Annotated in this window: 21 protein-coding genes; 13 read left to right on the forward strand and 8 right to left on the reverse strand. The window is 68.6% G+C overall.

Annotation, left to right across the window (positions count from 1 at the left end; translation table 11 throughout):
• The first annotated feature begins 5 nt into the window (after nt 1-5).
• Nucleotides 6-836 carry an urease accessory protein UreD gene (locus CLU95_RS07435; protein WP_099791835.1) on the forward strand — a complete coding sequence of 277 codons (831 nt, stop codon included), beginning with the start codon at nt 6-8 and terminating at the stop codon, nt 834-836.
• A 16-nt stretch (nt 837-852) separates the two neighbouring features.
• On the opposite strand, the gene CLU95_RS07440 is transcribed toward CLU95_RS07435, so the two are convergent.
• The 4 genes from CLU95_RS07440 to CLU95_RS07455 all read right to left on the reverse strand — a co-directional run bounded on the left by CLU95_RS07440 (nt 853) and on the right by CLU95_RS07455 (nt 4,318).
• A complete protein-coding gene (locus CLU95_RS07440) occupies nt 853-1,335 on the reverse strand; it encodes a hypothetical protein (RefSeq protein WP_143605974.1) in 483 nt (160 codons plus the stop codon).
• A gap of 46 nt (nt 1,336-1,381) precedes the next feature.
• Entirely contained in the window at nt 1,382-2,644 is a 1,263-nt protein-coding gene (locus CLU95_RS07445) for a sterol desaturase family protein (protein ID WP_373668438.1), read from the reverse strand.
• An 80-nt stretch (nt 2,645-2,724) separates the two neighbouring features.
• Nucleotides 2,725-3,144: a sel1 repeat family protein gene (locus CLU95_RS07450; RefSeq protein WP_099791841.1), complete on the reverse strand. Its 420-nt coding sequence runs from the start codon at nt 3,142-3,144 to the stop codon at nt 2,725-2,727.
• Between the two features lie 115 nt (nt 3,145-3,259).
• Nucleotides 3,260-4,318: a YeiH family protein gene (locus tag CLU95_RS07455; RefSeq protein WP_099791843.1), complete on the reverse strand. Its 1,059-nt coding sequence runs from the start codon at nt 4,316-4,318 to the stop codon at nt 3,260-3,262.
• Nucleotides 4,319-4,388: 70 nt separating this feature from the next.
• Between CLU95_RS07455 and CLU95_RS07460 the strand changes: the two genes are divergently transcribed.
• Nucleotides 4,389-5,282: a LysR substrate-binding domain-containing protein gene (locus tag CLU95_RS07460; RefSeq protein ID WP_099791845.1), complete on the forward strand. Its 894-nt coding sequence runs from the start codon at nt 4,389-4,391 to the stop codon at nt 5,280-5,282.
• Nucleotides 5,283-5,337: 55 nt separating this feature from the next.
• Here CLU95_RS07460 and CLU95_RS07465 read toward each other — a convergent pair whose 3' ends face one another.
• Both CLU95_RS07465 and CLU95_RS07470 read right to left on the reverse strand, forming a co-directional pair.
• The gene (locus CLU95_RS07465; protein WP_099791847.1) at nt 5,338-5,544 is read right to left on the reverse strand and encodes a YbdD/YjiX family protein; all 207 of its coding nucleotides are present in this window, start codon (nt 5,542-5,544) and stop codon (nt 5,338-5,340) included.
• A 5-nt stretch (nt 5,545-5,549) separates the two neighbouring features.
• Entirely contained in the window at nt 5,550-7,622 is a 2,073-nt protein-coding gene (locus CLU95_RS07470; protein WP_099791849.1) for a carbon starvation CstA family protein, read from the reverse strand.
• Between the two features lie 220 nt (nt 7,623-7,842).
• Here CLU95_RS07470 and CLU95_RS07475 point away from each other — a divergent pair, with 220 nt between their 5' ends.
• The 9 genes from CLU95_RS07475 (at nt 7,843) to CLU95_RS07515 (ending at nt 17,992) form a co-directional block, all read left to right on the forward strand.
• Nucleotides 7,843-8,247 (forward strand): type IV pilin protein, encoded by a 405-nt coding sequence (locus tag CLU95_RS07475; protein ID WP_099791851.1) that lies wholly within the window; start codon nt 7,843-7,845, stop codon nt 8,245-8,247.
• Complete coding sequence (locus CLU95_RS07480; protein WP_257214553.1) at nt 8,244-8,801, forward strand: prepilin-type N-terminal cleavage/methylation domain-containing protein; 558 nt, start codon at nt 8,244-8,246, stop codon at nt 8,799-8,801. The genes CLU95_RS07475 and CLU95_RS07480 overlap by 4 nt, the downstream gene beginning before the upstream one ends.
• Nucleotides 8,798-9,943: a PilW family protein gene (locus CLU95_RS07485; RefSeq protein ID WP_099791855.1), complete on the forward strand. Its 1,146-nt coding sequence runs from the start codon at nt 8,798-8,800 to the stop codon at nt 9,941-9,943. The genes CLU95_RS07480 and CLU95_RS07485 overlap by 4 nt, the downstream gene beginning before the upstream one ends.
• A complete protein-coding gene (locus tag CLU95_RS07490; protein WP_099791857.1) occupies nt 9,940-10,542 on the forward strand; it encodes a pilus assembly PilX family protein in 603 nt (200 codons plus the stop codon). Before CLU95_RS07485 ends, CLU95_RS07490 begins: the two co-directional genes overlap by 4 nt.
• A gap of 26 nt (nt 10,543-10,568) precedes the next feature.
• Nucleotides 10,569-13,637, forward strand: coding sequence for a pilus assembly protein (locus CLU95_RS07495; RefSeq protein WP_099791859.1), 3,069 nt, complete (start codon nt 10,569-10,571; stop codon nt 13,635-13,637).
• 5 nt (nt 13,638-13,642) lie between these two features.
• A complete protein-coding gene (locus tag CLU95_RS07500) occupies nt 13,643-14,173 on the forward strand; it encodes a GspH/FimT family pseudopilin (protein ID WP_257214554.1) in 531 nt (176 codons plus the stop codon).
• 122 nt (nt 14,174-14,295) lie between these two features.
• Nucleotides 14,296-15,138 (forward strand): DUF6502 family protein, encoded by an 843-nt coding sequence (locus CLU95_RS07505; protein WP_099791861.1) that lies wholly within the window; start codon nt 14,296-14,298, stop codon nt 15,136-15,138.
• Nucleotides 15,135-16,589: a DUF5666 domain-containing protein gene (locus tag CLU95_RS07510; protein ID WP_099791863.1), complete on the forward strand. Its 1,455-nt coding sequence runs from the start codon at nt 15,135-15,137 to the stop codon at nt 16,587-16,589. The genes CLU95_RS07505 and CLU95_RS07510 overlap by 4 nt, the downstream gene beginning before the upstream one ends.
• Before the next feature lie 107 nt (nt 16,590-16,696).
• On the forward strand, nt 16,697-17,992 hold the full coding sequence (locus CLU95_RS07515; protein ID WP_099791865.1) for an FAD-dependent oxidoreductase: 1,296 nt from the start codon (nt 16,697-16,699) through the stop codon (nt 17,990-17,992).
• A 21-nt stretch (nt 17,993-18,013) separates the two neighbouring features.
• Here the strand turns inward: CLU95_RS07515 and CLU95_RS07520 are convergent, their stop codons facing one another.
• Nucleotides 18,014-18,565: a C40 family peptidase gene (locus CLU95_RS07520; RefSeq protein WP_099791867.1), complete on the reverse strand. Its 552-nt coding sequence runs from the start codon at nt 18,563-18,565 to the stop codon at nt 18,014-18,016.
• Between the two features lie 217 nt (nt 18,566-18,782).
• Between CLU95_RS07520 and CLU95_RS07525 the strand changes: the two genes are divergently transcribed.
• Both CLU95_RS07525 and CLU95_RS07530 read left to right on the forward strand, forming a co-directional pair.
• Nucleotides 18,783-19,175 carry a hypothetical protein gene (locus CLU95_RS07525; protein WP_099791869.1) on the forward strand — a complete coding sequence of 131 codons (393 nt, stop codon included), beginning with the start codon at nt 18,783-18,785 and terminating at the stop codon, nt 19,173-19,175.
• A gap of 34 nt (nt 19,176-19,209) precedes the next feature.
• The gene (locus CLU95_RS07530; protein WP_099791871.1) at nt 19,210-19,881 is read left to right on the forward strand and encodes a lysozyme inhibitor LprI family protein; all 672 of its coding nucleotides are present in this window, start codon (nt 19,210-19,212) and stop codon (nt 19,879-19,881) included.
• 60 nt (nt 19,882-19,941) lie between these two features.
• Here the strand turns inward: CLU95_RS07530 and CLU95_RS07535 are convergent, their stop codons facing one another.
• Complete coding sequence (locus CLU95_RS07535; RefSeq protein WP_099791873.1) at nt 19,942-20,601, reverse strand: DUF938 domain-containing protein; 660 nt, start codon at nt 20,599-20,601, stop codon at nt 19,942-19,944.
• Between the last annotated feature and the right edge of the window lie 111 nt (nt 20,602-20,712).

Here is a 20,712-nt window from a genome sequence, read left to right on the forward strand (position 1 = left end):
ACCGCATGCCCTGGCACGCCCGTCTCCACCTCGCCTACCAAAAAGAAACCGACCGCAGCGTCGCCCGTTTTCGGCACGATGGCCCTCTGCGCATCCTGCAGAGCCTCTACCCAGAGGGCGATGCGGTGTGCCACAACGTGCTGGTGCATCCGCCGGGCGGCCTCGTCGGCGGCGACACGCTCGACATCGACATCGAGGCCGCCGATGGCAGCCACGGCCTGATCACCACGCCCGGTGCCTCGCGCTTCTACCGCTCCGAGGGCGAGACCGCGCTGCAACGCACGCGCATCCGCCTGGCATCAGGTGCGCGGCTCGAATGGCTGCCGCTCGAAGCCATCTGCTACAGCGGCTGCCAGGCCGAGAACCGGCTCACCCTCGAGGTTGCACCGGGCGCCGAGATGATCGGCTGGGACGTGTGCGCGCTCGGCCTGCCGAACGCCAACCAGCCCTTCGAACGCGGCACCTACCTGCAGCACATCGAAGCGCCCGGCGTGTGGCTGGAGCGCGGGCGCATCGACGCGAGCGACCACCGCCTGCTGCAAAGCCCGCTGGGGCTGGGCGGCCACCGCTGCCTCGCTTCTCTGTTCGTCGTGGCGGGTTCGCCGATGGCCAAGGCACGGCGCGAAACCCTGCTTGCGCAAGCGCGCACGCTGCTCGAAGCGCATGAACTGCACGAGAGCGCGGGCGCGACCAGCCCGCATGCGGAAGTGGTGGTGCTGCGCGTGCTCGCGCCGGTGGTCGAGCCTGCGATGCAGCTGCTGCGGCAGGTCTGGCAGGCGTGGCGCAGCGAGCTGTGGCAACTGCCGGCGGCCACGCCGCGCATCTGGGCGACCTGAGGAGCTGGCGCCGCCGCTACTTTCGTGTTTTCAGGCGGTAGATGCCGTTGAACGGATACGGGTACGCGCTGCTTTGCCCCACCGCCTGCACGTTGACCGTCAGCGTGTTGCCCGAAAAAACGAGTTCGCCCGTGATGCGCGGCCTGCGGTCCTTCTCGTGTTGCTCCCGCAACCCGAGATCGACAGGCGATGTGGGGGACGGCTTTTTCTCGGCCACCTTGTCGAACTCGCTCACCTCGAACACCGAGGCTTCGGATGCGTCGATGCGCCCCTCGATCGATGGCACCCGGATGCGGGATTCGAGTTCGTAGCTGCGGTTGAAGATCAGCGACGCAGGGTCATGAACCATCAAACCCCGGGTGGCATAGAGCGTGACTTCGTACCCGTCGGATGTCCGGGTGACGGTCGCGTCGGGCTTGTTTTCTGTGTCCGCGCACCCGGCGAGCGCGAACGCGAACAGGAGCGACGACGCTGTGGTGAGCATGAACAACGTGCGCACGGGTCGGCCTCGTTTCTTCAATCTGGAGTGGCCCTTCGTTGAAGACTCAGCGGTTTTCCCGATGCTCGACGCCATTCTCATCCGTCCATCGCCCCGACCACGTCAACGGATAGAGCTGCTGCCGCCAGAACCCCTTGGGCACGTAGTCGCCCACCACGCCATAGTTGTCAGGCCAGATCTTTTTCTTGTCGGCCTTCACGGCCGTGCCGAACAGGTAGTCCCAGAACGCGAAGTGCGCCGCATAGCAACGGTCCAACCCTTCCGCGTCACGGCTGTGGTGCCAGTGATGGAAGTTCGGCGTCACGATCAGGTAGCGCAGCGGCCCGAGCCGCACCGACGCATTGGTGTGATTGAACACCGCCTGCACGCCCGCGATCACGATGTAGACGTTGATCACGCTCTGCGAAAAACCGAGCAGGAAGGCCGGCGCCAGGATCACCACGGTCGACAGCACGGTCTCGACACCGTGCGTGCGGCTGCCTGAAATCCAGTCCATGCTTTCGGCGCTGTGGTGGATGGAATGCAGCCGCCAGCCGATGGCGGTCTCGTGATAGAAGCGGTGCAGCCAGTAGCGCGCGAAGTCGGTGATGAGCATCAGCAGCAGCAATGCATAGCCGAACGGCAGGTTGCGAAACCAGCCGCGCAACGTGTCTTGCCCCACCGGGTTCACACCCGCGAACATGCCCGTCGCGCCGTAGAGAATGGCGTAGACCAGGAACAGCGTGAGCCCCACCAGCAGGTGGCCTGTCACGAAGTACATGAAGTCGGTCTGCCACTCCCTGCGGAAGATCGGCATGTCGGGGCGCAGCGGCCTGAGCTTCTCGATGGTGGTGAACAGCAGCGTGGTCGCGAGCAGGTCGAAGATGAACCAGTCGACACCCAGGTACGGCATGTTCGAAGGCACGTTGCCCGCGGGCAGCCACCCGTGCCCGGTGGCGCTCACGCCCAGCTGCGAGCCGACCACCGCAACCGCCAGCCAGAACAAGGCCCATGCCGACAGCCGGCGCACGCGGTTGAAAACGATATTGGTCAGGGCCAGGGCGCCGCACAGCACCATCGCGACCAACAACACTGTGCGCATCGCGTCAAAGCTCAGCACCTCGCGCACTTTCGGTGTACTCAGGAAGGCCGGAAACTGGAACATCAGCACGGCCAGCAGGCTGAAGTTGGCCAGCACGAGGGCGATCATTCCGCTGACCATGCCCTTGCCGCGATGCAGCGGCCCGTGCGACATCGCAAGGTCCACGCCCTTGCGGATTTCATGGGCAACGTCGTTCTTGAGTCGGTCCGCGGGAGAAGGAGTGGGCATAGAGGGGTGCTCTCGTGGTGGTCACCGAGTATGTACGCGTGCTGCCCACCATACCCGCCATCAACCCCTATCAACTGCGATCAACCACAAGCGATCTTTCCGGACGGCGCGCTGCGCAACCTGTTGAGAAACGCCAGTTGCACCCTGGCCGTTTCGCTCCCCTTCTCGGCGGCGCGCAGCATCCACGTGCGCGCCTCGCAGCGGTCGGCCTTCACCGCCGAGCCATACAGCGTTTGCCCCGTGAGCAGCACCATGCCCAGCATCTCCTGCGCCTCGGGATGGCCTTCGGTGGCGGCCTGGCGCAGTTGCACGAGCATCGTGCGGTAGTCGCGTCCGGCCTGGGCTTCGAGGGCGAGCTGGTAGCGCTGCTCGGGTTGCAGATCGGCGTTCACGTCGAATGGCTTCGCCGCAGCGATGGCGGCGACAAGGCACAGCGCGCCAAACAGAAAGATGCGCCAGCGCAGCGACCAACTGGCGATCTGGTTGAGTTCGGATGACATCGGTTTTTTCTCCACGGGTTGCGTGGCACCGATGGTCCCGCGAAGGGGCGTGCAGGAGAAACTGGAATTCACGCAGGACGCCTCAGGCACCGCCTGAGCCCCGCGCAAAGTTCACTCAGAACACCGCCAGCACGGCCGCATTCACCGCATAGCCGCCGACCGTCAGGAACACGAACAGCAGCGCCCCGAGCTTCAGCGGTTGCGCACCCGCCTTGCGCAGGCTGGCGGCACTGGTGCGCAGGCCCATCGCCGCCATGGCGGTGGCGAGCAGCAGCGTGTCGAGTTGCACCAGTGCGGCCACCAGGGCGCGCGGCAGCACGTCGAGAGAATGCACGGCGCTCACCCCGATGAACAGCACCGCGAACCATGGCACGCGCACCTGGCGCCAGCAGGCGCGCAGGCTCGCCGCGCCCGGCGCCGATTTCGATGCCGCCACGCGGAACGACAGGCCCATGAGAAACGGCGCCAGCATCATCACGCGCAGCATCTTCTCGACCACGGCCGCGTTCGCCGCGCCCGGGCTGACTGCCTCGCCGACCGCGACCACCTGCGCCACCTCGTGGATGGTGGAGCCCGCGAAGAGACCGAAGGCATGTTCCGTGAGGCCGAGGTACGGATAGATCAGCGGGTACAGCACCATCGACAGCGTGCCGAACACGACCACGGTGGCGACGGCGATCGACACCTTGTGCTCTTCGCCGCGCACCACGGGCTGCGTGGCCATCACGGCGGCAGCGCCGCAGATGGCGCTGCCCGCGCCGATAAGCGCGGCCGTCTCGCGGTCGAGCCCCAGCCAACGCGTGCCGATGCGCACGGCGAGGCCGAAGGTGAGCGCGACCATCGCCCCCGCGATCAGCACGCCGGGCCAGCCGACGGCGCCGATGTCGCTCAGCGAGATGCGAAAACCGTAGAGCACGATGCCCGCGCGCAGCAGCACGCTGCGCGCAAAGTCCACGCCGGCGCCGGTGCGGTCCGACACCGCGGGGAACACCGTGTTGCCCGCCACCATGCCCAGCGCGATGGCCAGCGTCAGCGCGCTCAGGCCCAGGCCCACCATCGGCGGCCATTCGGCCAGCAGCGCGGCGGCAGCCGCCAGCACTGCAGCGAGAAGCACGCCGGGGCCGCAGCGGCGAACGAAGGAGAAACCGGGCAAGGAGGCGGCAAGGGATGACATGGCGCCAAGCTTAGGAATCGACACACCATGAGTCAAAGACATAAACTTCACCGATGCATGAAGTTAAGTTATGACCCTCAACCTGCACCTGGTGCGCCTGTTCGTCGCCGTGGCCGAGGCGGGCAGCTTCTCGCGTGCGGCCGAGGGCCTGTGGATCAGCCAGCCGGCGGTGTCCAAGGGCATCCGCGAGCTGGAGCACCAGCTCGACCTGACGCTCATCGAACGCGGCGCGGGCAAGGGCTTTCGGCTCACGGAGGCCGGCGCGTCGCTGCTCACGCATGCGCGCGGCATCTTCGCGATGGAGCGCGCGGCACTCGACGACGTGCGTGCGCGCGTCGGCGTGCAGCGCGGCAGCCTCACGCTGGGCGCCAGCACCACGGTGGCGAGCTACTGGCTGCCGCCGCAGATCGCGGCCTTCTGCGCCGCCTTTCCGGCGGTGGTGCCGCGCGTCACGGTCGGCAACACGCAGTGGGTGTGCGAGCAGTTGCTCGAATGCCGCATCGATCTCGCACTGGTCGAAGGCCGTGTGGACGCAGACAGCGAAGCACGCATCGACGTGCGCGAATGGACCACCGACCCGCTCGCCATCGTGGCGCCGCCCGACGCCGCCCTGCCCCGGCGCGGCATAACAGCCGCGCTGCTGGGCCGGCAGAACTGGATCCTGCGCGAGCCCGGATCGGGCACGCGCCAGGCCACCGAGGCGCTGTGCGCAGCGCACGGCATCGACGCGCCGCCGTGGATGGAAATGGCGAGCAACGAAGCCATTGCGCGCACCGTGGCCAGCGGCGTCGGCATCTCCATGCTGCCGCGCGTGGTGGTGGCCGACATGCTCGCGCTGGGCACGCTGCGCGAGCTGAAGCTGCCGGGCGCGGTGCTGTCGCGGCCGCTGTACCGGCTGAGCCTGAAGAACCGGCCGCTCTCGCCGGCGGCGCTGCGGATGGCGCAGATCCTCGACGCTTCCTGAAATAAAAAAGGGCGCATCGCATGCGCCCTTCTTCACTCTGTCAGTCGCTGCCCAGTCAGCAGCAGCGCCCCTTGCCCCCGCCGTAGCGCGCCTCGAGCCGTTCGCGGAAGAACTCCTCGTAGCTCATCGGCGCGCGGTCGGGGTGCGTGGCCGCCATGTGCGTCAGGTAGACGTCGTAGTCGGGCAGCCCGACCATGAGCCGCAGCGACTGCTTGATCGACCGGGCGATGTAGCGCCCGGCTTCGGGCATGGCGAGGCCCATGGCGTTCAGTGGGCGGCGGACGAGGCCACGCCCATCGGCTCGAACGGCGTCTCTTGCGTGGTCGGCCGGTTGACCGCGCGGGCCGCGAAGCAGGCCTTGATGCTGTAGACCAGCACGCTCAGCACCACGAAGATGAAGAGCGCGCACAACGCGGCATCGAGCCGGTCGTTGAAGACGATGCGCGACATGGCTTCGGGCGTCTTGGCCGGCGCAATCAGCACGCCGTTGGCCAGGCCGTCGGCGTACTTGGCAGCGTGCGACAGGAAGCCGATCTTCGGATCGCTCGAGAAGATCTTCTGCCAGCCCGCCGTCAGCGTGCAGGCCAGCAGCCACACGGCCGGCGCCGCCGCGACCCAGGCGTAGCGCTCGCGCTTCATGCGAAACAGCACGACCACGCCCAGCATCAGCGCCACCGCGGCCAGCATCTGGTTGGAGATGCCGAACAGCGGCCACAGCGTGTTGATGCCGCCCAGCGGATCGACCACGCCCTGGTACAGGAAGTAGCCCCAGGCCGACACGCACAGCGCGGTGGCGATCAGGTTGGCCGGCAGCGAGTCGGTGCGCTTGAGCGCGGGCACGAAGCTGCCCAGCAGGTCCTGCAGCATGAAGCGGCCGGCGCGCGTGCCGGCGTCCACCGCGGTGAGGATGAACAGCGCCTCGAACAGGATCGCGAAGTGGTACCAGAAGGCCATCATGGCCTGCCCGCCGATCACCTGGTGAAGGATGTGGGCCATGCCCACGGCCAGCGTCGGCGCGCCGCCGGTGCGCCCGAGGATGGTGGTCTCGCCCACGTCCTTGGCCGTCTGCAGCAGCATCTCGGGCGTGACCACGAAGCCCCAGCCCGAAATGGTGGCGGCGGCCTGTTGCACCGTGGTGCCGACGAGCGCGCCCGGGCTGTTCATCGCGAAGTAGATGCCCGGCTCGATGCACGAGGCCGCCACCAGCGCCATCACGGCGACGAACGACTCGGCCAGCATGCCGCCGTAGCCGATGAAGCGCGCGTGGCGCTCGTTGTCGAGCATCTTGGGTGTGGTGCCCGAAGAGATCAGCGCGTGAAAGCCCGACACAGCGCCGCAGGCGATGGTGATGAACAGGAACGGGAACATGCTGCCCGACCACACCGGGCCGTTGCCCTGTGCAAACTGCGTGAGGGCGGGCATCTGCAGCGTGGGCATCACGACCACGATGCCGATGGCCAGCGCGATGATCGTGCCGATCTTCAGGAAGGTCGACAGGTAGTCGCGCGGCGCCAGCAGCAGCCACACCGGCAGGCTGGCGGCCACGAAGCCGTAGCCCACGAGCATCCAGGTGAGCGCCTTGCCGTCGAAGGTGAAGGCCGGACCCCACACCGGATCCTGGCTGACCCACTGGCCGCCGAAGATGGCTGCCATGAGCAGCACGAAGCCGATCACCGACACCTCGCCGATGCGGCCCGGGCGGATGTAGCGCAGGTACACGCCCATGAACAGCGCCACGGGAATCGTCGCGGCCACCGTGAAGCTGCCCCACGGCGATTCGGCCAGCGCCTTCACCACGATGAGGGCCAGCACCGCCAGGATGATGATCATGATCATGAAGGTGCCGAACAGCGCGATCATGCCGGGCACCACGCCCATCTCCTGCTTGACCAGGTCGCCCAGTGAGCGGCCGTCGCGGCGCGTGGAGATGAACAGGATGATGAAGTCCTGCACCGCCCCCGCGAACACCACGCCCGCCAGCACCCACAGCAAACCGGGCAGGTAGCCCATCTGCGCGGCGAGCACCGGGCCCACCAGCGGACCGGCGCCCGCAATGGCCGCGAAGTGGTGGCCGAACAGCACGTTCTTGTCGGTCGGCACGTAGTCCAGGCCGTCGTTGTGGCGGTGCGCGGGCGTCTTGCGGTTGGCATCGAGCCCCAGCACCTTGTCGGCGATGAACAGGCTGTAGTAGCGGTAGGCGATCAGGTAGGTGCAGAGCGCGGCGGTCACGACCCACAGGGCGTTGATGCTTTCCCCCCGGCTCAGGGCGACGGTGCCCAGCGCAAAAGCGCCGAGCACGGCCACGGCCAGCCACACCAGATGGCGGCGAATGTTAGGCATGCGTATGTCTCCTCGATATGAACCGGGCGAGTGTTCCCCGCCCGCCGCGCAGCCGCATCCGTCGCACTGCGTGGGCCGGGCGGGTGGAATTGCCTAATGGATAACCCCTAAACACCTCTTGCAGGGCCCTCGTCGACGGCGCCATGAAGCGTTTGTATTTACGTTAAATGTGATAAATTCACATTCAATAACAATGTGAAACAACTCTGACGAGTCCACGATGACCCAGCATTCGCAGGCGCGCACAAGCGGCGGCTTCACATTGATCGAGGTCATGATCACGGTGGCCATCGTGGCCATCCTGGCGTCGATCGCCCTGCCCAATTACCGGCAGTACGTCATCCGTTCGAAGCGCTCGGCGGCCCAGGCGCAGATGATGGACATCGCCAACCGGCAGCAGCAGTTCCTCATTGCCAACCGCAGCTACGCCGACAAGACGGCGCTGACCGCCAGTGGCTACGGCCTGCCCGCCGAGGTCTCTGGCAACTACAGCTACGACGTCGCGCTTCAGGCCTCCGGCCCGCCCACCTTCACGATCACCTTCACCGCAATCGGCAACCAGCAAAGCGACGGCAACCTCGGACTCACCAGCGAAGGCGTGAAGACGCCGGCCAACAAATGGTGAGCGCCCCCTTGCAGCGCCAGCGCGGCACCACGCTGATCGAAGTGCTGGTGACCCTGCTCGTCCTGGCCTTCGGCCTGTTCGGCCTCGTGGGGCTGCAGGCCCGGTTGCAGGCCTCCGAGATGGAGTCGTACCAGCGCTCGCAGGCGCTGATCCTGCTCAACGACATGGCCAGCCGCATCGCCATCAACCGCCGGGTGGCGGCCAGCTACGCCACCAGCGCACCGCTGGGCGGAACCGATGCCTGCCCGACCGGCACCGGCACGCGCCAGCAGATCGACGCCAGGGAATGGTGCAACGCACTGCAGGGCGCCGCCGAGTTCTCGGGCAACGACAAGCTGGGCACCGTGATCGGCGGGCGCGGCTGCGTGGAAGACATGGGCCACAACGAGTACCTCGTCACCGTCGCCTGGCAGGGCCTCGGACCGATCTCGGCGCCGCCGGCCGGCGTGGCCTGCGGCAAGGACCTCTACGACGGGGGCACCGGTTCAAAGTGCATCAACGACCTGTGCCGCCGCACCGTGACCACGCTCGTGCGCATCGGATCGCTCTCATGAACCCGAGGCGCCCGTACTCCGCCGCACGCCGCGCCCAGCGCGGGCTGACGCTGATCGAGCTGATGGTGGCCATCACCATCATGCTCATCGTGATGGCCGCGTTGCTCACGCTGTTCCTCAACGTGAGCGGCTCCCAGCGCGAGATGGAACGCGTCAACCGCCAGATCGAAACCGGGCGCCTGAGCATCTTCGTGCTCGAGAACGAGATCTCCCACGCGGGCTTCTGGGAAAACTACATGCCCGAGTTCGACGACCTCACGGTCAGCGCCGCGCCCACGCACGTGCCCACGGGTGCCGTGCCCGACCCGTGCCTGGCCTACTCGGCCGCGAACTGGACCGAGGACTACAAGCGCCAGCTGCTCGACCTGCCCGTGCAGGTCTACGACAGCGTGCCCGTCACCTGCACCGACCTGCTCACGCACAAGAAGGCCAACACCGACGTCCTCGTGGTTCGCCACGCCGAAACCTGCCTGCCCGGCACGCCCCACTGCGATGCCGACGTGGCCGGTGCGATGTACTTCCAGTCGTCGCTGTGCGGCACGCAAAAGCCCTCGTCGTTCGACCTCTCGACGGGCGCTTTCGACCAGATGTTCCTCAAGGACTGCACCACCCCTTCGCCCAAACGCAAGCTGGTGACCGACATCTACTACGTGCGCGACTACGCCGAGACCGTGGGCGACGGCGTGCCCACGCTGGCGCGCTCGCGCTTCGACCTGGTGGGCGGCACGCTGGCGCAGCAGCCGCCCACGCCGCTCATCGAAGGCGTCGAGGGCTTTCGCGTCGAGCTCGGCCTGGACACGCTGAGCAAGACCGGCGCCGCCGTCAACTACGTCCAGGCCATCGCCTGGGCCGACCCGGCGAACAAGTCGACGCCGTCCAACCGCGGCGACGGCAGCCCCGACGGCGCCTTCGTGCACTGCAGCACCGCCTCGGCCTGCACCGCCGACCAGTTGGTCAACGTGGTGGCCGTGAAGCTGTACGTGCTCGCGCGCGCCGCCGCCATCTCGCCGGGCCACACCGACACGCGCACCTACCAGATGGGCGCCGCGACGCTGGGGCCGTTCAACGACCACTACAAGCGGCACGCGTTCGCGACCACCGTGCGCCTGACCAACGTCACCGGCCGGAGGGAAACGCCATGAAGCCACGCGCCCCGTCCGCCGCCGCAGTCGCCACCCAGCGCGGCGCCGCGCTGATCATCGGGATGATCATGCTGCTGCTGATCACGCTCGTGGTCACCGCCGCCTTCAACCTCAGCGGCGCCAACCTCAAGGCCGTGGGCAACCTGCAGACCCGCAACGAAGCCGTGGCCGCCGCCAACCGCGCGATCGAGGAAGTCGCGGCCAGCCTGCTGGTGCCCGGCAGCGACGGCACGCCGTCGCTCGCGCCGCCGCAGGGCACCGTGAGCATGGTCGACATCAACAACGACGGCGTGGACGACTACAAGGTCACCATCGCCCCGCCCGTGTGCGTGCGCGCCACCAAGGCGGTCGACAGCGGCGGCGGCGGCAGCGCGGGCCCGGGCGGCATCACCGGCGGCGCGTCCAGCAGCGGCTCGGGCCTGGGCGCCCTGCCCGACCAGTACAACGCCGTGTGGGACATCAGCACCACCGTGACCGACGTCACCGCCGGCGCCACCGGCGCCACGACCTCCGTGCGCCAGGGCGTGCGGGCGCTGCTCAACAAGGCGCAGTTCGATGCGCTGTGCGCGCCGCCGCCGGCCGCACCAGTCTCCCCTTGAACCACGACGATGAACGGGTCCCCGCCATGACAAGGAAACTACTCACCACGCTGTGGGCCGCCGTGCTGCTCGCGTTGCCGCTGCAGGCCGCGCAGGCGGAGGACATCGACCTCTTCGTGGGCTACAACCCCAGCGCCACGCAGGCCCCGAACGTGCTGTTCGTGCTGGACAACACGGCCAACTGGAACCAGCCCTTCACGGCCGAACTCAACGCGCTCGCCAGCGCCTTCGAAAGCCTGAAGGCCGACAAGTTCAAGGTCGGCCTGATGATGTTCACCGAGACCGGCCAGGGCAACTCGAACAGCGACGGCGGCTACGTGCGCGCTGCGGTGCGCACGCTCGACGACGGCACCAAGCTCAAGTACGGCGCCATGATCCGCAGCCTCGACAAGCTCGGCGACAAGTCCAACGGCGGCAAGGCCGGCAAGACCATGGCCGAGGTCTACCGCTACCTGGCCAGCGCCGCGCCCATCGCCGGCAACGGCAAGGTCAAGGCCGACTTCACCGGCAACGTGAGCGGCACCGCGGCGTCGAAGGCCATCTACGCGCTGACGCGCAACGCGCTCGCCAGCGCCAATGCCAGCACCTACGTCGGCCCGAGCACCGAGAACTGCATCGGCACCTTCGTCATCTACATCAGCAACGGCGCGGCGCAGGACAACAACAACGACAGCAAGCTCTCCAGCGACGCCTTGCGCGCCGCCGGCGGCGACACGACGCAGATCACGCTCACCCCCAGCGGCTCGCAGGACAGCATGGCCGACGAGTGGGCGCGCTTTCTGCAGACCAGCATGGGCGTGAAGGTCTACACCATCGAGGCCGCCAAGGCCGAGCAGGGCCAGGGCCCGGGCTGGAGCGCGCTGCTGCAGAGCATGGCCACGCAGAGCAAGGGCGAGTACTACGACCTCACGACCAAGCCCCAGCTCGGCGCCGCGCTCGGCGAGGCGCTGGACGACATCTTCAGCAAGATCCAGTCGATCAACAGCGTGTTCTCCTCGGTGAGCCTGCCCGTTAGCGTGAACACCCAGGGCACCTACCTGAACCAGGTGTTCGTCGGCATGTTCCGCCCCGACGAGAACGCGCTCCCGCGCTGGAACGGCAACCTCAAGCAATACAAGCTCGGGCTGGACAGCAGCAGCCAGCTGATCCTGCAGGACGCGGACGACAAGAACGCCGTCAACAACCAGACCGGCTTCATCGCGCCCTGCGCGCGCAGCTTCTGGACACCGGCCGCCAGCGACAGCGACGCCTACTGGAGCTTCCGGCCGTCCGGCGACTGCCTCAAGAAGGAAGCCGCGGACAGCCCCGACGGCAACGTGGTCGAAAAAGGCGCACAGGGCTACATGCTGCGCGGCGTCGTGCCCGCCGTGCGCAACATGAAGACCTGCGCGGCGGGCGGCTGCACCGCACTCACCACCTTCGATGACGGCAACACGGCCATCACCATGGCCGCACTGGGTGTCGCCGCCACCACCGACCGCACCAAGCTCATCAACTGGGCGCGCGGCCTGGACAACAAGGGCGACGAGAAGCCCGACGCCCAGGGCAACCCGGTGCCCTCGAGCGCCATGCGCCCCTCGGTGCACGGCGACGTGGTGCACTCGCGGCCGGTGGCCATCAACTACGGCACCGACGCCTCGCCCCAGGTGGTGGTGTTCTACGGCGGCAACGACGGCGTGCTGCGCGCCATCAACGGCAATCGCAACACGGCCATCGGCGGAGCCGCGGCCGGCTCCGAGCTGTGGTCGTTCATGCCACCCGAGTTCTACGGCAGCCTCAAGCGGCTGTACGACAACACCACGCGCGTCAACTTCCCCGGCCTGCCGGTCAGCCTGGGCGCGGTGGCGCCCAAGCCTTACGGCATGGACGGCGCGGTGGCCGCGTACCGCCAGGGCAGCAACGCCTGGCTCTACGCCAGCATGCGCCGCGGCGGCCGGCTGGTCTACGCCTTCGACGTTTCCTCGCCCGCCGCGCCCACGCTCAAGTGGCGCAAGGGCTGCCCCAACCAGGGCGACGACACCGGCTGCGACACCGGCTTCGACGGCATCGGCCAGACCTGGTCGGCGCCAAAGGTGCTGCGCGCCACCGGCTACGGCAGCGGCAACAGCCCGCTGCTGGTGTTCGGCGGCGGCTACGACAAGTGCGAAGACGTCGACACCAACAGCGCCGCCCAGGCCTGCGGCAGCGGCGTGAAGGGCAACCGCATCTACGTGCTCGACGCCGACACCGGCGCGCAGCTCAAGGTGTTCACTACCGCGCGCCCCGTGGTGGGCGAAGTGACGGTTCTCACCGACGCCCTGGGCATCGCCACCATCGCCTACGCCGCCGACCTGGGCGGCAACGTCTACCGCATCGCCATCGGCAGCGCAGCGCCCTCCGCCTGGACCCTGACCCAGATCGCCTCGCTCGGCTGCGACACCGTGACCACCTGCACGCCCAACCGCAAGTTCATGTTCGGCCCCGACGTGGTGACGGACAACGGCGCCTACGTCGTGCTGCTGGGTTCGGGCGACCGCGAGAAGCCGCTGCGCTACTACAACGTCGCGCTCGGCGTGGCCAACCGCTTCTACATGCTGGTCGACAAGCCCACCGACGCCACCTGGCTGACCAGCGAGGCCGACCGCTGCGGCACCGGCAACGGCCTGCTGTGTCACGCCTCGCTGCAGGCCATCACCGACAGCAGCACGCCGACCTCGTCCGACCTCGCCACCAAGAAGGGCTGGTACCTCGGGCTCGCCGCGGGTGAACAGGTCGTGACGGGTTCGGTGACCGCCTACGGCACCACCACCTTCAACACCCACACGCCCACCAACCCCAACACGCAGTCGTGCCGCGCCGACCTCGGCACCGCGCGGGTCTACAACGTGTCGTACGTCAACGCGGCCGCCCAGGGCACCAACGGACGCTTCCAGAACGTGGTGGGCGGCGGCCTCGCGCCCACGCCGGTCGTGGGCCGCGTGCAGCTCGACGGCGGCGGCATGCGCGACGTGGTGATCGGCGCCAACCCCGACTCCTTCCTCAGCCCCAAGGGCACCGCGCCCAAGGCCGCGTTCAAGCAGCCCAAGGGCCGGGTCTACTGGTTCATCCAGAAGTAAAGCCGGTGAGCCACCGCATGCGCTACGCCCGCCTTGTCCCCGCCCCTGCGCGCGGCTTCACGCTCATCGAGCTGATGGTCACGCTGGCCGTGCTGGTGGTGCTGATCGCCATCGCCGTGCCCTCGTTCGACAGCATCCGGCTGTCCACGCGGCTGAGCAGCTACGCCACCGCACTGGTCGCGGGCACCCAGCTGGCGCGCAGCGAGGCCATCAAGCGCAACGCCCCCATCACCCTGTGCGCCTCGGCCGACGGCACCAGCTGCAGCACCAACGGGCAATGGGAAGCCGGCTGGATCGTGCGCAGCGACACGCAGGTGCTGCGCGTCGAACCCGCGGCCGCCAGCGGCTACCGGCTGCGCGAGGCCGGCGGCGCGAGCGCCGTCGTGTTCCAGGCCACCGGCCTGGGCGCCGGCCAGAGTCGCATCACCATCTGCCGCGCCACCCCGAGCGCCGACCCGTCGCGCGCCGTGGCCATCAGCGCCACGGGGCGCACCACCGTCACCCGGTCGAGCGGCGGCACCTGCGCCGCGACCTGACCCCGGCGGCGGCCCGGCGCGCGAACAACGACAATAGCGCCCCGTGGCAAGGCCGGGCGCCGGCCCCGCCTTTCTTCTTTCTTGCTTCGACAACCCTCACCAGGAACAACGCTCCCGCATACATGGAACACCGGCTGGACTGGGCCCTTGCCGCCTGCGCTCGCATCCTCAGGCCCGTGGTCCGGCTGGCGCTGGCCATGGGCGTCAAGCACCCGCACCTGGAAGCCCTGCTGCGCGACCTGCTCATCGAGGAAGCCCAGCGCACCTGGCGCGGCCAGGGCGTGCCCAAACCCAACCTCAGCCAGATTTCGGTCACCACCGGGCTGAACCGCAAGGTCGTCACGGCCAAGGTCCGCGCCACCGTCGACCCGCTGCCCCACACGGAGCTGTCAGCCGCCGCCAAGACTTTTACGTTGTGGTTACAGATGACCACCGACGACGACACCCTGCGCCGCCTGCCCGTCGTCACCGAGGGTGACGGGCCGTCGTTCGAACGCGTGGCCCGCCTGGCCAGCCGGGGCAACGTGCACCACCGCACCATCCTCGACGAACTGGTGCGCCTGCAGATGGTGGCCGAAAGCGACGGCACCGCCGAACTCACCGCCGACGGCTTCGTGCCGGTCGAAGACCTGCAATCGATGCTCGCCTTCCTGGGCGACAACGGCCGAGACCACCTGCTGGCCGCCGTCTCCAACACCCTGGGCGACACGCCCCGCATGCTCGAGCGCGCCGTGTACGCGCGCGGGCTCACGATGGCCGACTGCACGGCCATCGAACGCCTCGTGCGCGAACGCTGGGCCGGCCTGCACCACGAGCTGGCCCGCGAGATGACCCAGGCCGTCGACCGCGCGGCCCCCGAGGCCAAGGCCAAGGCGCGCATCCGCGTCGGCATCTACACGTATTACGAAGACGAAGAAGGCGCGCCCGCTCCCGGCGCGCCGCACAACAACAAGCCCGCCCCATGAACACGACCTCCCCCTCCTTGCGACTGGCGCGCGGCCTGCTGATGGCCGGCGCCATCGCCCTGCTTCTCTCATGCGGAGGCGGAGGAGGTGGTGGCGGTAGCGGCACGACGGGCTTCGGCGCCCTCGGCACCACGGCCACCGGCACCGGCACTGGCACTGGCACTGGCACTGGCACTGGCACTGGCACTGGCACTGGCACGGGTACGGGTACCAATACCGGCGGTGGCGGTGGCGGCGGCGACAGCGGCTCGGGTGACGCAGGCTCCGGCAGCGGCACGGGCACGGGCACTGGCAGCACCGGAAGCACTGGTTCTGGCGGCGACAGCACCGCCAGCAACACCAACGGCGACGGCTCCGGCGTGGGCTCCGGCGGCACGGGCGTGACCGCCGACGCCGCCGGCATCGGCGCGGCCGACGGCCTGGGCAGCGTGATCCTCAACGGCCTGCGCTACAACACCGACAGCGCCACCTTCAGCCTTGAGGACACCACCGAGCTGCAGATCGGCATGAGCGCGCGCATCGCCGGCAAGGTCAACGCCGACTTCACCAGCGGCATCGCCGCCACAGTCGTCTCGGCCGCCGAACTGCGCGGCGCCGTGTCGGCCATCGACCTGAAGAACGGCAGCTTCACCGTCATGGGCGCCCGCGTGACCACCGACAACGCCACCGTCTGGGCCGACGCCGACGGCACCACCGACCTCGTCGACGGCGCCATCGTGCAGGTCTGGGGCCTGCCCGCCGCACCGGGCACCCTGCGCGCCACGCGCGTCCAGGTGGCGCCCGCCACCACCGCCCCGCTGGTGACCGGCACCGTGCAGAACCTCGACCGCGGCGCCCAGCAGTTCACGCTCGGCCTGCTGACCGTCGACTTCGGCGCTGCCGCCTTCGGCCCCGGCATCGACGCCGCGAGCCTGGCCAACGGCACCCTCGTCCGCGTGCGCGGCACCGCAGTGCCGGCCGCCGGCCGCTTCACCGCCACCCAGGTGCAGGGCTGGTACGCCATTCCCTCGGCCGACGGCATCGCGCTGCAACTGGCGGGCGTGGTCACCGACTTCGCCGCGCTGGGCGACTTCCGCGTGCTCGGCAACAAGATCGACGCGCGCAATGCCCAGATCACCGGCGGGCCGGTCGGCTCCATCGGCAACGGCGTGAAGGTCGAAGTCGACGGTTTGCTCTCGGCCCAGGTGCTCGTGGTCAAGAAACTGCGCATCCGCCACGTGCCCGGCACCGGCGGGCCGGTGTCGTTCACCGTCATCGGCGCCATCGGCGGCTACCAGTCGGCCGCCGACTTCACCGTGCGCGGCCAGCGCGTGAATGCCAGCGGCTCCGGTACCATCTTCGAAAACGGCACCGCCGCGGACCTGGGCAACGGCAAGCGTGTGACCGTCGTCGGCGACCGCGTGGTCGACGGCGTGCTCATTGCACAACGCGTGAGCTTCACGTTGCCCTGAGGTCCGGGCCCCGGCGGTCCGGCCGCGCAGTGCGTACACCGAGGGGTGCACGCACCGCGCACCCCACAGGCCACGCCACCCATGGCGCGACCGGATCGATCGGAGCCATGGACACCCACACCCCCTCTGCCCCCGTTCCCACGTCGCCCCGCTGCTGCATCGCCGGCGGCGGCCCGGCCGGCATGGTGCTGGGCCTGCTGCTTGCGCGCGCGGGCGTGCCCGTCGTCGTGCTCGAGAAACACCTCGACTTCCTGCGCGACTTTCGCGGCGACACCGTGCATCCGTCCACGCTCGAAGTGCTGCACGAACTCGGCCTGCTCGACGCTTTTTTGCAGCGCCCGCACAACCGCATCGAAGAGCTGCGCGGCACCTACGAGGGCCGCAGCGTGACCATTGCCGACTTCAGGCGGCTGCCCACGCACGCCCGCTTTCTGGTGCTCATGCCGCAGTGGGAGTTTCTGGACTTCATGTGCGACGAGGCGCGGCGCTACCCCGGCTTCGAGCTGTGGACCGACGCCGAGGCCACCGGCCTGCTGCAGGACAAGGGCCGCGTCAACGGTGTGAAGGTGCGCGTCGGCGCCCGCAGCCCCGACAGCGGCGGCCCGAAAGACATCGAGCTGCACGCCTCCCTCATCGTGGCCGCCGACGGCCGCCACTCCACCCTGCGCGATGCGGCCGCGCTGCCGCACATCAGCTACGGCGCGCCCATCGACGTGCTGTGGATGCGCATTCCCAAGCTGCCCGGCGACCCCGAGGCCACCGGCGGCCACATCGCGGCGGGCCGCTTGCTGGTGACGCTCAACCGCGACGACTACTGGCAGTGCGCCTTCGTCATCCGCAAGGGCGGCCGGGCCGAGCTGCAGTCGCGCGGCATTGCCGCCTTCCATGCCGAGATCGCGCGCATCGCGCCCTTCTTTGCCGCGCGCCTGCCCGAGGCCCTGCCCGACTGGGAGGCCGTGAAGCTGCTCGAAGTGACCGTCGACCGGGTCGAATCGTGGTCGTGCCCCGGCCTGCTGTGCATCGGCGACGCCGCGCACGCCATGTCGCCCGTGGGCGGCGTCGGCATCAACCTCGCCGTGCAGGACGCCGTGGCCGCCGCCAACCTGCTGGCCGCGTCGCTCGCCGGCAACGCCACCGACAAGGAGATCGACACCCTGCTGCCCCAGCTGCAGCGCCGCCGCGAATGGCCCGTGCGCGTCACGCAGGCCGCGCAGCGGCTCGTGCAAGACCGCGTGCTGATGCCGGTGCTCAGCCGCAAGGCGGCCGCAGCTGCGTCGACTGCGCCCCGCCCCATGCCCTTGCCGCTGCGCCTGCTGGGGCGCTGGCCGTGGCTGCGCACCCTGCCCGCGCGCGCCGTGGGCATCGGCGTGCGGCCCGAACACGTGCAGTCGCCGCGGAAGTAGCGAGCAGTCAGGGTCGTCGAATCAGCCGGGCCGGCGCGCCTGCGTCGGCTGGCGCGACCAGTACACGCCGTCGAGCCGGTCGAGCCGCACCTCGCCGCCCGTGGACGGCGCATGCACAAAACGCCCGTCGCCCACATAGATGCCCGCATGCGTGGGCGACGCCGAGCCGAACAGCACCAGGTCGCCCGAGCGCAGCTCGGACATCGGCACCGGCCGGCCGAAGCCCGCCATGCGCGACACCGTGCGCGGCGGCACCTGCCCCACGCTCTGGCGGTACACGTAGCCGATGAGCCCGCTGCAATCGAAGCCGCCCTCGGGCGAGTTGCCGCCATAGCGGTACGGCGTGCCGACCAGCCCCAGCGCGTGGATCGTGATGCTGTTCGACTGCTCCGACGTCAGCGGCGGGATGTTGCTGCTGGGCACCGAACCACCGGGCGTGCGCGTCGGCGGCGGGCTCGCGCAGCCGATGGCCAGGAGACAGGCGGTGATGGGGATCAGTCGGAACAGCAGCCGCTGCGACAGCGGCAGAGATGCGGGGGAACGTGGAGGCGTCGGCAATGGTGTGTCGAGCATGGGCGCAGGCCGGTCTTGTGGACGTGGCCCGACTCTAACGCGCGTGCGGCGGATCGCAAGCTCGCAAGCCGCTGAAGAGACGCAGAAGAGAAGAGGAAGAAGCGCTGCACGACGCGTTGTCGTCGCGCCGATGAGTGTGGCGCGATCGCCTCTTAAACCTTGTCTGTCGTTCACACTTATGCAGAATGGCCCGACCACCACTCAGCAGCTTGCGGCCATGAAACTCACTCTGCGCAGAACGAACATTTTCGTTGTACTCGCCGTCTCGGCAGCCGTCCTGACGGCCTGTGCTTCTCCCGAAGAAATCGCCGCGTCCGACCGACGAACCTGCGCAGGCTACGGCTTCGCCCAAGGCACCGATGCCTTCGCCAACTGCATGATGGAAGCCGACCAGAACCGCAAGCGCAACCAGGCGGAACAGCGCCAGCGTTGGGCCGAAGAAGAGCAACGGCGTGAGGCCAAAAACCAGAGCCAAACCCAGAGCGCGCGCCCGTCGCACGAGCATTGCGTGTCTGCGGGGAATTCGGTGACCACGAGCAGCAGCAGCACCTCAGGATCGACCACCTCGTCGACCAGCGGCTTCTCGAACACCGTCTGCTCGGGCCGATAGCTTCGCGCCGCACGAAGGACGAAGCGCCTTGCAGATGAAGACGCATCACCACCACCTCGGCCTTGTCGCCGCCTGCCTGTGCGCGCTCGCCACGTCGCCGGTGTTCGCCCAAGACGCCAAGCCGAGCTTCGATTGCGCGAAGGCACAGACCCGTGTCGAGAAGGCCATCTGCACCCAGCTCGACGCCTGGTTCGACCAGACCATGGCCGACCTGTACAAGTCCGTGCGGGCCGTGCCGGACACAGACATCGCCGAACTTCAGAGCGGCCAGCGCGCGTGGCTGGCGCGGCGCAACCAGTGCGCCGGCTCGGGCGACAAGCTCGCGAACTGCCTTCTCGACAGCTACCGCACCCGGCTTGTCGAACTCAGCGGCCGCTACGATTCGCAGAAGCTGACGGGCCGCTATGCAAGCACCACGTACAGCGGCGATCTCGACAGCGTGCTGTTCCCCGACGGCATCCTGGCGATGAACGTCTCCACCGTGAGACCCGGCAGCAACAACAGCTGCGCCTACAGCCTGCGCGCGCCGGTCATCCATGCGAACCAGGTCCACAAGGTGGAGCCACCCGACGCCAGCGCCCCCGACAACCGCTGCGAAGTCGACCTGGCCTTTGCGGGCCCGCAGGTCAACGTCAAGACCAAGGGCTGCGACAGCTACTGCGGCTACGGCGTGAGATTCGACGGGCTCTTCAACAAGAAGCGTTGAGCCGCCGCACGCGAACGGCCATGCGCCCGTCGCGTCGCCCCGGCCTCGTGCCGCGTCGGGTCAAGAGAAACCGAAGACCAGCAGCAGGTTGTTCGAGGGCATCGCGTGCCGCTCGCGCAGCGCGAGGCCGACGCGACGCGCCTCTGCCACCACATCATCGAGACGGCGAATGCCCCAGGCGGGATTGCGGGCCCGCAGGTCTTCGTCGAACGCCAGATTGCTCGGTGCCGTAGGACCGCGCTGCGCTTCGTCTTCGAAGTAAGGCCCGTAGGTGATCAGCACGCCGGTGCCGGCACGCAGATGCCGCGCGGCACCGGACATCAGCGCGGCGCAGGTGGACCAGGGTGCGATGTGCAGCATGTTGGCGCAGTAGATGGCGTCGAACTTTTCTTGCTGTTGTTCTTCTTTTTCTTGAGCTTGAGCGAACGCGGGGCCTTGCGAGAGCCACTGCGGCGCCATCACGTCGAGCAACAGCGGCGGGCGCAGATTGGGCAGCGCGGCTTGTTCGACGCGACTGGCGATCGCGGGGAGCGAGCGGGCGTCTGCGTCGGTGGGCTGCCAGGTCCATGAGGGCATGGCAGCGGCGAACCAGGCAGCGTGTTGGCCTGTGCCGGAGGCGATTTCCAAGGCGGTGCCTCGCTCACCGAGGATGCGGGTCAGGGCATCAAGGATGGGTTGTTTGTTGCGGTCAGCGGCTGGGCTGAAAAGGAGGTTGGGCATCAAAAGAACCTTCGGGCTGGTACGGTCTGCAGGGTATCAAAGCGACGCCATTCGGGACTCCCTCCCATGACTCGACATTGCCTCGGCAATGCAGCGGAGGCGACCGTTTGC

Source organism: Variovorax sp. 54, assembly GCF_002754375.1.
Taxonomy (GTDB): domain Bacteria; phylum Pseudomonadota; class Gammaproteobacteria; order Burkholderiales; family Burkholderiaceae_C; genus Variovorax.